At 65.2% G+C, this 14383-nt stretch carries 14 protein-coding genes; 6 read left to right on the top strand and 8 right to left on the bottom strand.

Annotation, left to right across the window (positions count from 1 at the left end; genetic code table 11):
- Positions 1 to 156: 156 nt before the first annotated feature.
- Entirely contained in the window at positions 157 to 627 is a 471-nt protein-coding gene (locus tag ASH04_RS23715; protein WP_032370519.1) for an OsmC family protein, read from the top strand.
- Positions 624 to 1661: a nucleoside hydrolase gene (locus ASH04_RS23710; RefSeq protein ID WP_057474705.1), complete on the top strand. Its 1038-nt coding sequence runs from the start codon at positions 624 to 626 to the stop codon at positions 1659 to 1661. The genes ASH04_RS23715 and ASH04_RS23710 overlap by 4 nt, the downstream gene beginning before the upstream one ends.
- 12 nt (positions 1662 to 1673) lie before the next feature.
- Here the strand turns inward: ASH04_RS23710 and meaB are convergent, their stop codons facing one another.
- From meaB to mutA, 3 genes are read right to left on the bottom strand one after another with little or no spacing between them, the layout of a single operon-like run.
- A complete protein-coding gene (gene meaB, locus ASH04_RS23705; RefSeq protein WP_032370517.1) occupies positions 1674 to 2672 on the bottom strand; it encodes a methylmalonyl Co-A mutase-associated GTPase MeaB in 999 nt (332 codons plus the stop codon).
- 2 nt (positions 2673 to 2674) lie between these two features.
- Positions 2675 to 4945, bottom strand: coding sequence for a methylmalonyl-CoA mutase (gene scpA, locus ASH04_RS23700; RefSeq protein WP_032365779.1), 2271 nt, complete (start codon positions 4943 to 4945; stop codon positions 2675 to 2677).
- Positions 4942 to 6822, bottom strand: coding sequence for a methylmalonyl-CoA mutase small subunit (gene mutA, locus ASH04_RS23695; RefSeq protein WP_057474704.1), 1881 nt, complete (start codon positions 6820 to 6822; stop codon positions 4942 to 4944). Before mutA ends, scpA begins: the two co-directional genes overlap by 4 nt.
- A 231-nt stretch (positions 6823 to 7053) precedes the next feature.
- On the opposite strand from mutA, the gene ASH04_RS23690 reads away from it, so the two are divergent.
- From ASH04_RS23690 to ASH04_RS23680, 3 genes are read left to right on the top strand one after another with little or no spacing between them, the layout of a single operon-like run.
- Positions 7054 to 7770, top strand: coding sequence for a TVP38/TMEM64 family protein (locus tag ASH04_RS23690; RefSeq protein ID WP_156394641.1), 717 nt, complete (start codon positions 7054 to 7056; stop codon positions 7768 to 7770).
- A 31-nt stretch (positions 7771 to 7801) separates the two neighbouring features.
- On the top strand, positions 7802 to 8401 hold the full coding sequence (locus tag ASH04_RS23685) for a hypothetical protein (RefSeq protein WP_027497044.1): 600 nt from the start codon (positions 7802 to 7804) through the stop codon (positions 8399 to 8401).
- A complete protein-coding gene (locus ASH04_RS23680; protein WP_027497043.1) occupies positions 8398 to 8907 on the top strand; it encodes a hypothetical protein in 510 nt (169 codons plus the stop codon). The genes ASH04_RS23685 and ASH04_RS23680 overlap by 4 nt, the downstream gene beginning before the upstream one ends.
- Here ASH04_RS23680 and ASH04_RS23675 read toward each other — a convergent pair whose 3' ends face one another.
- From ASH04_RS23675 to ASH04_RS23665, 3 genes are read right to left on the bottom strand one after another with little or no spacing between them, the layout of a single operon-like run.
- Positions 8908 to 10092: an SPFH domain-containing protein gene (locus tag ASH04_RS23675; protein ID WP_027497042.1), complete on the bottom strand. Its 1185-nt coding sequence runs from the start codon at positions 10090 to 10092 to the stop codon at positions 8908 to 8910.
- 5 nt (positions 10093 to 10097) lie between these two features.
- Positions 10098 to 10529, bottom strand: a complete 432-nt coding sequence (locus ASH04_RS23670) for an NfeD family protein (protein ID WP_027497041.1) — start codon at positions 10527 to 10529, stop codon at positions 10098 to 10100.
- A gap of 56 nt (positions 10530 to 10585) precedes the next feature.
- Positions 10586 to 11392, bottom strand: a complete 807-nt coding sequence (locus ASH04_RS23665) for a DUF3097 domain-containing protein (protein WP_032365846.1) — start codon at positions 11390 to 11392, stop codon at positions 10586 to 10588.
- A 76-nt stretch (positions 11393 to 11468) separates the two neighbouring features.
- Between ASH04_RS23665 and ASH04_RS23660 the strand changes: the two genes are divergently transcribed.
- A complete protein-coding gene (locus tag ASH04_RS23660; RefSeq protein ID WP_027497039.1) occupies positions 11469 to 12302 on the top strand; it encodes a hypothetical protein in 834 nt (277 codons plus the stop codon).
- 63 nt (positions 12303 to 12365) lie between these two features.
- On the opposite strand, the gene ASH04_RS23655 is transcribed toward ASH04_RS23660, so the two are convergent.
- Positions 12366 to 13445, bottom strand: coding sequence for a ferrochelatase (locus ASH04_RS23655; protein ID WP_032365774.1), 1080 nt, complete (start codon positions 13443 to 13445; stop codon positions 12366 to 12368).
- 102 nt (positions 13446 to 13547) lie between these two features.
- Complete coding sequence (gene inhA, locus ASH04_RS23650) at positions 13548 to 14372, bottom strand: NADH-dependent enoyl-ACP reductase InhA (RefSeq protein WP_027497037.1); 825 nt, start codon at positions 14370 to 14372, stop codon at positions 13548 to 13550.
- Positions 14373 to 14383: the final 11 nt, after the last annotated feature.

The following is a 14383-nucleotide window of genomic DNA, read 5'->3' as shown; positions in this document are numbered from 1 at the left end:
ACGGACATCGGCACGCACGAGCGTGCATTCCCCCAGGTAGAGGTCGGTCGATCGAATCTTGGCCACTACCTAGACAATTGGCGCATTGATCGCAATACGGACAGGACTCCCCGGCGTGCGTGACGACGGTGGACGGCGGCCTGGCACGATGGACCCATGCCCACCCATGACTACGCCCTGGCCGTGAGCTGGACCGGCAATCGCGGACACGGGACGGCGAATGCAGCCGCATACGACCGCGATCATTTGGTCACGGCACCCGGAAAACCCGATCTCTCGGCCAGTTCCGATCCGAGCTTTCGCGGCGATCCCGAGCGGTGGAATCCAGAGGAGCTACTCGTGGCGTCGCTGTCGAGCTGCCACATGCTGTGGTACCTCGGGTTGGCCGCCGCGTCGCACGTGACCGTCACCGACTACGTCGACTCCCCCACCGGGGTCATGACCGAGCAATCCGACGGCTCGGGACAGTTCGTCGAGGTGACCCTGGCTCCGGTAGTGACGGTCGCCGATTCCTCGATGGTGACCCGTGCGGAGGAACTGCACGCCGAGGCCGCAGCCAAGTGCTTCATCGCCCGATCGGTCAACTTCCCGGTCCGCCACAACCCGACGACTCGGGTGAACGCATGACCGTACCGATGATCGTCGACGTCGACACCGGGATCGACGACTCGCTCGCACTGCTCTACCTGTTGGCCACCGACGAGGCCGAGATCCTCGGCATAGCGTCCACCGCCGGTAACGTGCCGGTGAACCAAGTCGCCGCGAACAACCTGGCCTGGCTCGACCTGTGCCGCGCGGCCGATATCGAAGTGTCGCTCGGTGCGCAGGTGCCGTTGGTGGCACCACTGATGACCACCGAGGACACTCACGGGCCGCAGGGCATCGGATATGCGGAGCTGCCGGTGTCGAGTCGGGACCTGTCCGCACGCGATGCCACCACGATGTGGATCGAGTTGGTTCGCTCGCGACCGGGTGAGATCACCGGTCTCGTCACCGGTCCGCTGACCAATCTCGCGCTGGCGGTTCGCCGAGACCCCGAGTTGCCTCGGCTGTTGAAGCGATTGGTGTTGATGGGTGGTGCTTTTCAGCATCAGGGCAACACGACGCCGACGAGCGAGTGGAACATCGCGGTGGACCCCGAGGCTGCAGCGGAGGTCTTCGCCGCTTTCTCCGGACTACCCGAGGACCGCCGCCCGATCGTCTGCGCACTCGACATCACCGAGACCATAGAGATGACACCCGAGCATATTCGCCTTCTCGGTGAACGCGCCGGAAGCGTTCCGGCCGAGCTGATCTCGTCGACCGATGCGCCGGGGGCGCGATCGACGGCCTCGAACCCGATCGTGCGTCATTTCTCGGACGCGGTCCGCTTCTACTTCGAATTCCATCGCGATCACGATCAGGGGTTCCTGGCCCACATGCACGATCCGTTCGCCGCAGCAGTGGCGGTGCAACCGGGTATCGCCACTTATCGGCACGCGACCGTGGACGTGGAGCTGGTCGGATCCCTCACTCGCGGAACGACGGTGGCGGATTGGCGCGGAATGTGGGGCAGGCCTCCGAACGCAGCCATCGCCACCCACGCCGATCCTCAGGCGTTCTTCGATCAGCTCGTCGAACGCGTCGGCGAGCTGGCGGCGACTCTGTACCCCGCCCAGTAGGGACAGCAGGCGTCAGGAATCGAAGGCGTCGAGTAGCTCCTGAGCGGCCAACGCCGCCGTGAGCGACCCGTCGCGCACGCGAGATTCCACGTCGTCTCGAATTGCCTTCACCGACGGGCTCTGAGCCAACCGACGCAGTAGCTGATCGTTGACCATCGTCCACGTCCAGTCCACCTGCTGCTTGCGCCGCTTCTCGGCGAACTCGCCTGCGTCACGGAGCACCTGCTGGTGGCGGAGCACCGTGTTCCAGTACTCGTCGAGGCCGGTGCCTTCGATGGCACTCATCGTCAACACCGGGGGCTTCCAGATCGCATCGTGCGGATAAATCAGCCGCAGTGCACCCGCCAACTCTCGCGCCGCGTTCTTCGCGTCGGTCGCGTGCTTGCCGTCGGCCTTGTTGACGGCCACCAGATCTGCGAGTTCGAGAACGCCCTTCTTGATGCCCTGCAACTGATCCCCGGTACGCGCAAGCGTGAGGAACGTGAAGCAGTCGACCATGTTCGCGACCGTCACCTCGGACTGGCCCACGCCCACGGTCTCGACCAGGATCACGTCGAACCCTGCGGCTTCGAGCAACACGATGGTCTCTCTCGTCGCGCGTGCGACTCCGCCCAACGTTCCCGAGGTCGGCGACGGCCTGATGTACGCGTTCTCCTGCACCGCGAGACGCGACATCCGGGTTTTGTCTCCCAGGATGGAACCACCGGTCCGCGTCGACGACGGATCGACCGCAAGCACCGCGACCCGATGTCCCTGTTCGATCAACCGCATTCCGAGCGCATCGATGAACGTCGACTTCCCGACCCCCGGAACCCCGGTGATGCCCACCCGGTGCGATCCGCCGGCGTCGGGCAACACCCGAAGCAGCAACCGCTGTGCCAAGTCACGATGATCCGAGCGGGTCGATTCGACCAACGTGATCGCCCGGGCGAGCCCGGATCGTTCGTTCGCTCGGACCGACTCGGCCACCGCATCGATGTCGATGACGCGGCCCTTGTTCGGAGAGTTCATATTCAGGCGTTGGCCTCGCGTGGTGCATGCCCGAGCGCAACGGACAGCTTCTCCACCAGACCGATCGCCGCGTCGGCGATGACGGTGCCCGGAGGGAAGATCGCCGCGGCACCCGCTGCGTAGAGCTCGTCGAAATCGCCGGGCGGGATGACGCCACCGACGACGATCATGATGTCCTCGCGCCCGACGTCGGCCAAGGCCTGTCGCAAGGCGGGCACCAGCGTCAGATGGCCCGCCGCCAGTGACGACACTCCGACGACATGGACGTCGTTGTCCGCTGCCTGCCGGGCAACCTCCTCGGGCGTCTGGAACAACGGACCGACGTCGACGTCGAAGCCGATGTCGGCGAACGCCGTGGCAATGACCTTCTGGCCTCGGTCGTGTCCGTCCTGCCCCATCTTGCACACCAGAACACGAGGACGACGGCCCTCGTCCTCGGCGAACTGTTCGACCAGCGCGGTGGCGCGGGTGATGTTCTCGGATTTACCTGCCTCGTCGCGGTACACACCACTGATTGTCCGGATTTCCGCCTGATGGCGCCCGTAGACCTTCTCCAAGGCGTCGGAAATCTCACCGACGGTGGCCATCTTGCGGGCGGCATCGATGGCGAGAGCCAGCAGATTGTTCTCCATGCCCGGCTGGTCCGACGCTGCGGCCCGAGTCAGGTTCGCCAGTGCCGCCTCGACCTCGGCAGTGTCCCGCTCGGCACGAAGACGCTCGAGCTTCTCGATCTGCTCTTTTCGCACCTTCGAGTTCTCGACCTTGAGTACCTCGATGGTGTCGGGCTCGTCGGGCACGTACTTGTTGACGCCCACCAGCGGCTGTCGGCCGGAGTCGATGCGCGCCTGGGTACGAGCCGCCGCCTCCTCGATGCGCAACTTCGGAATGCCTTCGCCGATGGCCTGCGCCATGCCGCCCGCTTCCTCGACCTCCGCAATGTGTGCGCGAGCCCGATTCGCCAGCTGATGGGTGAGCCACTCGACGTAGTGCGACCCGCCCCACGGATCGATCGGCCGAACGGTGTTGGATTCCTGCGCGATGAGTAGCTGAGTGTTGCGGGCGATACGGGCCGAGAAGTCGGTCGGCAACGCCAGTGCCTCGTCGAGCGCGTTGGTGTGCAGGGACTGCGTATGGCCCTGGGTCGCGGCCATGGCTTCGACACAGGTGCGGGCGACGTTGTTGAACACGTCCTGTGCGGTCAGCGACCAACCCGACGTCTGCGAATGAGTGCGCAGGGAACGGGATTTGGCACTCTTGGGCTCGAATTGTTGGACGAGCTCGGCCCACAGCAGCCGCCCGGCGCGGAGCTTGGCAACCTCCATGAAGAAGTTCATTCCGATGGCCCAGAAGAACGACAGTCGCGGCGCGAACGTGTCGATGTCCATGCCGGCGTCCAGGCCGGCTCGGATGTACTCGACACCGTCCGCGAGGGTGTAGGCGAGTTCGAGATCGGCTGTGGCACCGGCTTCTTGGATGTGGTAGCCGGAGATGGAGATCGAGTTGTACTTCGGCATTTTCTCGCTGGTGTACGCAAAGATGTCCGAGATGATGCGCATCGACGGCTTCGGCGGATAGATGTAGGTGTTGCGCACCATGAACTCTTTGAGGATGTCGTTCTGGATGGTGCCGGCGAGTTTCTCCGGCCCGACGCCCTGCTCCTCCGCGGCGGCGACGTACAGCGCCAGAATTGGCAGCACCGCTCCGTTCATCGTCATCGACACCGAGACGCTACCGAGGTCGATACCGTCGAACAGCTGTCGCATGTCGTAGATGGAATCGATTGCCACACCGGCCATTCCGACGTCACCCTGCACTCGCGGGTGATCGGAGTCGTAGCCCCGGTGCGTGGCCAGATCGAACGCCACCGACAGGCCTTTCTGCCCGGCCGCGAGGTTGCGGCGGTAGAAGGCGTTGGACTCGGCTGCGGTGGAGAATCCGGCGTACTGGCGAATGGTCCACGGTTGGTTGACGTACATCGTGGGATACGGCCCGCGGAGGAACGGCGGGGCACCCGGATAGCTGTGCAACGGGTAGCCCTCGGCCTCGGCGGCATCCCGGTCTGCCTCGGTGTACACCGGCTTGACGTCGATGCCCTCGGGAGTGGACCACACCACCTGCTCAGGGGTGTAGAAGTTGGCCTTGGCACCGTTCTTCACGTGTGTGGCCACGTCCTCCGCGGACGGCGGCGACGGCGTCGGCTCGTCGGGATCGACCAGCGGTACGTCGGCGAAACTGCCGATGGTGTGCGAGATTCGGTTCTCGTCGGTACTCACTTCGAGGCTCCCAGCGTGTCGAGAAGTTCGGTCAGCACGGCGACGGCGTCGACCTTTGCGGTCAGGAATCCATCGGGACGGGACGGGCCGTCGACGCCGGCGAAGATCTTTTCCGGGCCGGCGAGCAAGACCCGCGAGACCCCTGCTGCACGCAGAGCATCCACGGCAGTAGCGGCTTCGTCGCCGTAGCGCTTGTCGGTTCCGCACACCACGGCGATCGAGGCTCCCGACGCTTCGACAGCACCGGCGACAGCGTCGACGCCCAGGGGGCCGGGGTTGACAGCTTCGATTCCGCCCGACGCCAACAGATTGGACGCGAAGGTCGTCCGGACGTTGTGCTCGGCGACGGTCCCCAACGGGACCAGTAGCACCTGGGGTCGCGAATCATGCTGGGCCAGATAAGAATCGGATCGATCTCGGAGCGACTCGAATGCCCGGCCGTACCGATGCACGGGTGCCGAGCCGGCAGGCTGCGTCTGCTCGGGAGTCAGGGGGGCCTCGGCCAGATTGGGAAACTCGTTGACACCGGTCAGCGGAGTGATGCGATGCGCGATGTCGGACTCGCGCTCTGCACGGGTCTTCTCGATGTCGGCGACCAGCGAACCGTCCGCGGTTGCTGCAGCGAATCCGCCCGACGCTTCGATGGTCTGGAAGAAGTCCCACGCCGTCGCGGCAACCGCAGCCGTGAGTTCCTCGATGTACCACGAGCCCGAACCCGGATCCAGAACCCGACCCAGATGGGCTTCCTCCAGCAGGAGCAACTGAGTGTTTCTCGCGATACGGGCAGCGAACGTCTTGGACACTCCGGCGGCGCCACCGTTCAGTGCCGCGTCGAACGGCAGCACCGTCACCGAATCCGCACCACCCACTCCGGCGCCGAACGACGCAAGAGTGGTACGCAGCATGTTCACCCACGGATCGCGCTGCGACATCATCGCTTCCGACGTCACCGCATGCTGAGGAGCATCACCGGCGTCGGGCGCACCGCACACCTGCGCAATCCGTGCCCACAGAGTGCGAGCAGCGCGAAACTTGGCGATGGTCTGGAACTGGTCGTCGGTTGCTGCGAATCGAAACTCGATCTGGCGCAAAGCATCCGAGATTGCCACACCGTTCTCGGTCATCGATCGGACGTACTCGAGCCCGGCCGCGATCGACGCACCCAGTTCCTGCGCATCCGACGCACCGAGATTGTGGAACACGGTGCCGTCGACGGTGATGGCACGCATCGACTCGGCGCGGTCGATGCACGCGCGGGCCAGGTCGAGCGCCTCGGCCATCTCTATGGATTCCGTGCCTGCCACTGCAGCAGTGAGAGTGTCCACTCCGAGTCTGACGTCGACGGCGGCGCGATCGTCGATCTCTGCCGCATCGAGAACGTCGAACAGTGCCGTCGCTGCCGCGCGAACATCCCTGCGGGCATCGATCGTCAACGGGGCCAGCTCGAGCAGCACACCATGGAGAGCCTCCGACAGATCCGACGGATCCAACCCACGCGACCCCACCGTCAACCAGAGCGCACTGGTGCCGTTGGCGAGCGAATCGAGGATCTGACCGTTCAGCGCGGGCACACCGTCACGAACGTCGGAACCGTGACGCGTGCGCACCTTCCAGCCCGCGTTGACGTCCCGATGCGGATCACGCCCCCGCAGGTACGGAAACTGCCCCGGCAACGGACCCTCGGGGCGCTCGTCGAACGCGGTGTACAGCGGAGACACCGTGATTCCGTCGTACGTCGTGGAATCGAGAAGATGTTCGGGATCGGCAGGCAGATCGGCCACATCGACCCGGCGAGACTTGGCCAGGACCCCGGCCACCGCCTGCTGCCAGGCCGCGTGGGCACTGCGTGCGGCATCTTCGTGCGACGCGATGGACACGTGTGCTGCTCCCTCGGTTCGGCGGGCAGTCCTACACCCGACTTGAAGTGATGCTAACCCCACCTACGTGCAGGCTATCGTGAGGATCACCTCACGTTCGGTGACCCACGCCGCAGGCTCCGCTCCCGAACCGTCTGGTCACTCCGCAGGCTCCGCTCCCGCCCCCTGGGTCACTCCGCAGGCTCCGCTCCCGAACCGTTCTGTCATCTCACGCCGGTACTCTTGCCTCTCGTGACCCGGCACCTGCGCGACCTTCGTCTGATCGCGCTACTGGCGGCGATCGTCGTCCTGGCTGTCGTTGCGGTGTTCGCCCCGCATCCGAGTGTCGAGCAGATGCGCCAGTGGGGCACCTCGGTCGGTCCTGCGTTTCCGCTCGTGTTCTTCGCCGTCCATGCACTGGTGACCATTGCACCCATTCCCAGAACCCTGTTCACATTGAGCGCCGGAGTGCTGTTCGGGCCATTCACCGGTCTGGCGGTGACGATCGGCGCCTCTACGGTCAGCGCGGTCCTCGCCCTGCTGTTGGTTCGGGCGATCGGGCGAGAAGCCGTGGCGGCGCGAATGTCGCATTCAGCTCTCGACTCTGTCGACGAGAGCCTGCGCCGACGAGGGTGGCTCGCGGTCGGCTCTCTGCGATTGATCGCCCCGGTGCCTTTCTCTCTGGTGAACTACGCCTGCGGTGTGTCGGCGGTTCGGCTTGTCCCCTTCGCTCTGGCCACTGCCGCCGGCATGCTGCCCGGCACCCTCGGGATCGTGGTGATCGGTGGAGCAATCGGCGGGCAGACCCATCCGGTACTGCTGGTGCTGTCCGGGATCTGCATTGCGATCGGCGTGAGCGGGTTGTTCGTCGACTGGCGTTTGTCGCGGACTCGTGAGGCCGCATCGGCACCGGAGAACAGGCGTCAGGGCGAGAACCTTGATTCGGGACAATCAAGCCTGGAAGCTTGACTTGATCAAATCAACGCTCTAGCCTTGTCGCATGTTCGTGATGACCGTCGACCAGCGTCGCAGCAGACGTGACATCGATCGCGTGCCCGATCTACTGGACCGGTATCGCGATTTCGATCTGATCCGCCCGTTCGAACGCACCGCAGGCGACGAGGTCCAGGCCGTCTGTGAGGACGCAGCAACCGTCGTCGCGATCGCCCTCGACCTGGTGGCGACGCCACATTGGAGCGTGGGAATCGGCGTCGGTTCGGTCGAGCTTCCGTTACCCGACACGACGCGCGCCGGCCGGGGCCAGGCATTCGAGGCTGCCCGAGACGCCGTCACCAGAGCGAAGAATGCGCCTGCTGCGCTCGCCGTCACCGGACCCGAGCCGGAAGCGGCCGAGGACGCCGAAACCGCATCGACCTTGGTTGCCATACTCGTCGCTCGTCGCTCGGACCAGGGCCGAGAGGCGGTTGCGCTCATGGCAGAGGGAATGTCGCAGACCGACGCGGCCGAAAGGCTCGGTATCAGCAAACAGGCTATGTCGCAACGACTTTCCGTCGCCGGCTGGCACGTCGAAAATGCCGGCCGCACCCTTGCCGCGAGGTTGTTGAACGCGGCTGACGCGACAGGAAGTCACACGTCATGATCGTCGTCGCCCTCGTTCTTCTGGCTCTGACGGCAGGTGTCGCCCTCGTCCCGGCCGGCGACCGCATCAGGCTGTGGGTCCCCACTGTGGCTGCCTCGACTCTGCTCACCGCAGCCGCTGTGCTTGCCACGCTCGCCGGGCCGGCACACGGCGTCGGTCATGCAGTCGGAGTCGTCCTGAGCGTTGCCGTGGCCGCCGTCGGCGGCACCGCCGTGGTGCCGAGCGTCTTTCGCGTCGCCAGACGACAGAACGACTCGACCGACGACGAGCCGGTCGAGCCGCTGCGTGGAGGGTTGACGATAGGAATTCTCGAACGTGTAGCGGTTGCGGTATCCATTCTCACCGGCTGGCCCGAGGGAATCGCCATCGTACTGGCGGTCAAAGGACTTGCGCGCTACCCCGAACTGCGCGAATCCCACGCCTCCGAACAGTTCATCATCGGCACCTTCGCCAGCGTTCTGTGGGCACTGGCGGCAGCGGGCGTGGGATTCGCGATCAATTCGTGATCAGCGCGCTTCCGGTTCTGCCTCGGGAGATGCCGACAGGGCACCGATGTCCATACCCTTGGACAGCTCCGGAGATGCGGCCAACGACGTGTCCACCGGCTTACGGGCCACCGCCTCGGCGGCCTTGACGGCTTCGGCGACAGCCGGATCGGTCTTGGTCTCGAACCACTCCGCAACCTCGTCCGAGTCGTCCTCGGGTTTCGGCTCGTTGCCCGCGGACTCGTTGGGCTCGTATCGGAACACCCCGTCCTCGCCTGGGGCTCCGAGGGTCTTGGCGAACCCTTTGAGAGCGTCGCCGAAATCGCTCGGGATCATCCACACCTTGTTCGCGTCGCCCTGCGCCATCTGAGGCAACGTCTGCATGTACTGGTAGGCCAACAGTTCTGGAGTGGGCTTACCCGCCTTGATGGCACCGAAGACCTTCTCGATGGCCTTCGCCTGCCCCTGCGCCTCGAGGTACTTCGCGGCGCGATCACCCTGAGCCCGCAGAATTCTGGACTGCCGCTCACCCTCGGCAGTGAGGATGGCCGCCTGCTTACCGCCTTCGGCAGCGAGGATTCGACTCTGCTTGTCGCCCTCGGCTGTCTTGATCGCCGATTCACGGTGCCCCTCGGCCGTGAGAATGGTCGCGCGCTTCTCGCGGTCGGCCTTCATCTGCTTCTCCATCGATTCCTGAATCGAGGGTGGCGGGTCGATGCTCTTGAGCTCGACGCGGGCGACTCGAAGACCCCACCGACCGGTGGCCTCGTCCAGCACCACTCGGAGCTGACCGTTGATCGAATCACGGGACGTCAGAGTCTCTTCCAACGTCATTCCGCCGACGACGTTACGCAGCGTGGTGGTGGTCAACTGCTCGACACCGACGATGTAGTTGTTGATCTCGTACACGGCCGACTGTGGATTGGTCACCTGAAAATAGACGACGGTGTCGATCGACACCGTCAGGTTGTCCTTGGTGATGACCGGCTGCGGCGGGAACGAGACGACCCGTTCTCGCAGATCGACTTTCGCACGGATGCGATCGACGAACGGGACGAGGAACGTGAGCTGACCGGACACGGTACGCGTGTACCGACCGAGTCTTTCGATCACTGCTGCCTCGGCTTGCGGGACGATCGAGATGGACTTGGCCATCAACACGGCGACGAACGCAACGATGACGGCCAGTGCTATGAGTGCTTCCACTGGCTTTACGGTCCCTTCCATACGACGGCGGTGGCACCGTCGATTTCCATCACGGTCACGGTGGTACCGGGGGCGTAGACCTCTGTCTCGTCCAACGGACGCGCGGTCCACACCTCGCCACCGAGTTTGATCTGGCCTTCGTGCGCAGTGACCTGTTCGAGCACGACTGCGCTCTTACCGGTGAGAGCCGCAACCCCCATCGGGGTGTCCGGCGGATGTGCGAAGCGCCGCAACAAGATCGGACGCAGACCCAGAACCAACGCCAACGACAACACGCCGAAAACGATTGCGTCTGCCCATACCGGGAAGTCGGTCAACGCCGACACCCCGGCGGTACCGAGCGCACCGCCGGCGATCATCAGTAGGAAGAAGTCCCCCGTCAGTGCTTCGGCACCGGCAAGCACAACCGCCGCTATGAGCCACAAGATCGCTGCCACAAGCTCCATCCTGGCACGAATCGGACATCCGCCGACGGATCAGCTGGTCGTAACAGCTACTCGGTGACGAAATCGACCAACTGTTCGACGGCACCGATCAGTGGAGCCTCCAGATCTCGGAAGCTCGACACCGACGAGTACACCCGCCGCCATCCTTCCTGCGGAGTTCCCCAGCCCAGCTCTCGACAGATTCCGGTCTTCCAGTCCTGACCGCGCGGAATCTTCGGCCACGCCGCAATGCCGACCGCCGACGGCTTGACGGCCTCCCACACGTCGATGAACGGATGGCCGGTGACGAGAACGTGTTCGCCCAACGATCTGGTCATCTTCGATTCCTTGGACCCGGTCACCAGGTGGTCGACCAGGACCCCGACGCGACGGCCCGGGCCGGGGCCGAAATCGGCCAACCGCTCCCCCAGATTGTCCAGGCCCTCGAGATGTTCGACGACCACGCCCTCCACTCGAAGGTCGTGTCCCCACACGCTTTCCACCAGGGCCGCGTCGTGCACACCCTCGACCCAGATACGGCTGGCACGAGCCGTCCGGGCTCGCAGGCCCTCGACCTTGGTGGATCCGGACGCCGATCTGGTCGGTTTGGCCGCGGTCGCGGGCTTCGGGCGGACCAGCGTCACCCGGCGGCCGTCGATCAGAAATGCGGCCTCGCGCAGGGCGAACAGTCGCGTCGTTCGGGCGCCGTCCTCGAGTCGGACGAAATCTCCGTCGTATGTGCGCTCGAAGCCGACCACAGCACCGCAATAACCCGAACCTGCGTCCTCGACCACCATGCCGCGCTCGGCCGGCACCTCCGGTGCCGGAACCTTCCGCATGCGACTGTGCCCTTTGAGAATGTCTCCGCCGTACATGTCGTTCACGGCGACCAACGCTAGCGATACCGGCGTCCCGAGCACGGTTCGCCACGCCGACCTATGCTCGTGAGTCGTGTGTTCTCCGAGTGCAAGTCTTGCCCTGTGGGCCGGTTCCTGGCTGGCCGGTGCCGGTTCGCCGGACGACGTCATCGACGCGATGTCCGAGTGGGCACCGATGCATCTGGTCGGTGCCGGTGACAACGAAGCAGCAACGACGTACGGGCTGCGCTTTCCGGGCTACGCAGAGGGCATCGCCGGGGCGCTCGCCGCGGTCCGAACCGCCGCGAACGCAGGACCCTCACCCGCAGCCGGGGAGGAACGGATACGTCTGGTGCTGCCCGCAGCGGGCGCAGTGGCCGAACTGCCGGCCCGGACAGAATTCTCTCGTGCAGCGATCGGTGCCGAGCAGGCGGTGATGATCGGTACCCCGGGCTCCGCCGGAATCGGGGTGGTACCCGTCGTCGAGGGCCCCGACGTGCTGCGCTGGACCGTGTATTCGATCGACGTTCCCTCTCACGCCCACCGAGATCGAGGTCTCGGTGAGGCCGAGTACGAGATGCGCGAGGCCGTGCGCGGCGCGGCGGATGCACTCGCACAGATGCAATCGCTCCCCACCCGCACTCTCGAGGCCGACCCGCGCACTCGCATCGCCGAGCTGATCGCCGACGCTGCACGGCACCGCTATCCCCCCGAGATGTCCGAACGCGCCTTCCGAGTGCTCGAATCGGCCGATCGGGTCGCGGCCATCCTCACCGTCGCCGCCGGATCGGCTCCCTCGGAGGCACCGACTGCCGCCGCAGCGGCCGCCCGAGAAGAACTCGTCCGGCCGCTGTGGGCCGCCGTGCGCACGGCCCGGACCATCGCCGTGGCGACGAGCATCGGTGCCTCGATGCAGTCGGCCCGATGACCGACAGGACCGACACGTAGCGGTCCTGTCGGGGCTGGGACGCGAACAGGCAGGAGCCGCCAGTCAGGCAGGTGCCGTCGCAGGCCGTGACGGACGCGTCGGCTGCTCGCAACATCCGACGGCACATCGATTGCCGTCGAGGGTGGATCCGTAGCCGGGAACGCTGCCGAGTCCTCGGCACGTCCCGCCGACGCGATATTCGTCCACCAGCTCCCTGATCATCTTCGGGAATCGAGCATCGGAACCGGGCGTACCCGCGCGAGCGAACGCCATCCCGAGTTCACGGGCCTTCTCCTCGGCTTCGGTGTCGAGATCCCACACCACTTCGAGGTGGTCGGACACGAAACCGATCGGGCACACGATCACCGCGTCGACGGACTTCTCGGACAGCGCTTCGAGATGATCGCAGATGTCGGGGTCGAGCCACGGAACCTGCGGTGGTCCGGAACGAGACTGCCACACCAGATCGTATTCGGTGCTGCCGGATGCGGCCGCGACCAGACGCGACGCCTCCGCAACCTGCCGGCTGTACAGGTGGCCACCATCCGCGGGTGGGCCTGCATTGGCGTCGGCTGCCGACGGAATGGAATGCGCGGTGAACACCAGCCGCGCTCCTGCCCGATGCTCCTCCGGCAGAGACCTGCGCGCGGCATCGACGGCCTCGGCGAACGCCTCGACCATCAACGGGTGGTCGTAGTACTGACGGATCTTGAGCAAATGCGGGGCGTCGTCCCCCACCGATGCACGGGCCCTGGCGATGTCCTCGTGGTACTGCCTGCACCCGGAATACCCGCCCCACGCGGAAGTCGGGAAGACGAGCGCGGAGCGGACGCCGTCCGCCTTCATCGTCGCAACGGTGTCCTCGACCATCGGATGCCAATTGCGATTACCGAAGTAGATCGGCAATTCGATTCCGGCCGAATCGAACTCGGCCTGCAGTGCGGCGATGATGTCGCGATTGAGTTCGTTGATCGGTGACACGCCACCGAAGTGCATGTAGTGCTCGACGACAGCGTCGAGACGCTCGGGCGGCACACCACGTCCGCGAGTGACGTTCTCGAGAAACGGGCGAACGTCGGCGGGCTTTTCCGGTCCGCCGAACGAGAGCACCAACAGTGCGTCGAAATCTCCAGGGGTGGTCATGAATCCATTGTGCCCCTGTCGCAGCAGGGCTGCGGCAGGGGCACAATCGGTCGACGAAACCTACGGTGAGCGAGCCCACGTCGGACTCCGCTCACCGACGTGTCACATGTTTTCGGGCAGGTACGTGTTGTGGCTCGCTCCGCCGTCGACGTACACGATCGACCCGGTGGTTCCGGGCAGCCAATCCGACAGCAACGCAACGATCGACTTGGCGACGACGGTCGGATCGTTGACGTCCCATCCGATGGGAGCGGCACCGTCCCAGTACACGTTCAGCTGGTCCATCTTGGCCGCATCGCCGGTCGCGGTGCCCGCAATCGCCTTGGCAGCAAGAGTCCTGATCGGCCCTGCTGCAACGAGATTGGAGCGGATACGCTTGGCTGCGCCCACTTCCCGTGCCACGTAACGATTCACCGACTCGAGAGCAGCCTTGGCCACGCCCATCCAGTTGTAGTACGGCATCGACGTCCGCGGATCGAAGTCCATTCCGACGATCGAGCCACCCTCGTTCATGACGGGGAGCACGGCACGCGCGAGAGACGCGTAGCTCCACGCCGAGATCTCGAATGCCCTCGCCGCGTCGGGGCCGGGGCCGTCGAGGAACGGCTTGGCATCCGGGCCCATCAGGGTGCGAGGTGCGAATGCGATGGAGTGCAGAACTCCGTCGATACCCTCCGGCGCTACTTCACGAATTCGGTCCGCCAGCGCGGCGAGGTGCTCCTCGTTGGTGGCGTCGAGCTCGATCGCCGGGGGCACCTCCTTGGGCAGCCGCTGCGCAATGCGGTCGATGAGCCGCAGCCGATCGAACCCGGTGATGATCACCTTGGCACCCTGCTCCTGCGCCATGGCCGCGGCGTGGAACGCGATCGACGCGTCGGTGATGATGCCGGTGATGAGAATGGTCTTGCCTTCGAGCAATCCGCCCATAATGCTGCGTC

This window comes from Rhodococcus sp. Leaf233 (genome assembly GCF_001426165.1).
GTDB lineage: Bacteria > Actinomycetota > Actinomycetes > Mycobacteriales > Mycobacteriaceae > Rhodococcoides > Rhodococcoides fascians.
The sequence above is the reverse complement of the archived record's forward strand: the minus strand, read 5'-3'. Positions and strand labels throughout refer to the sequence as shown.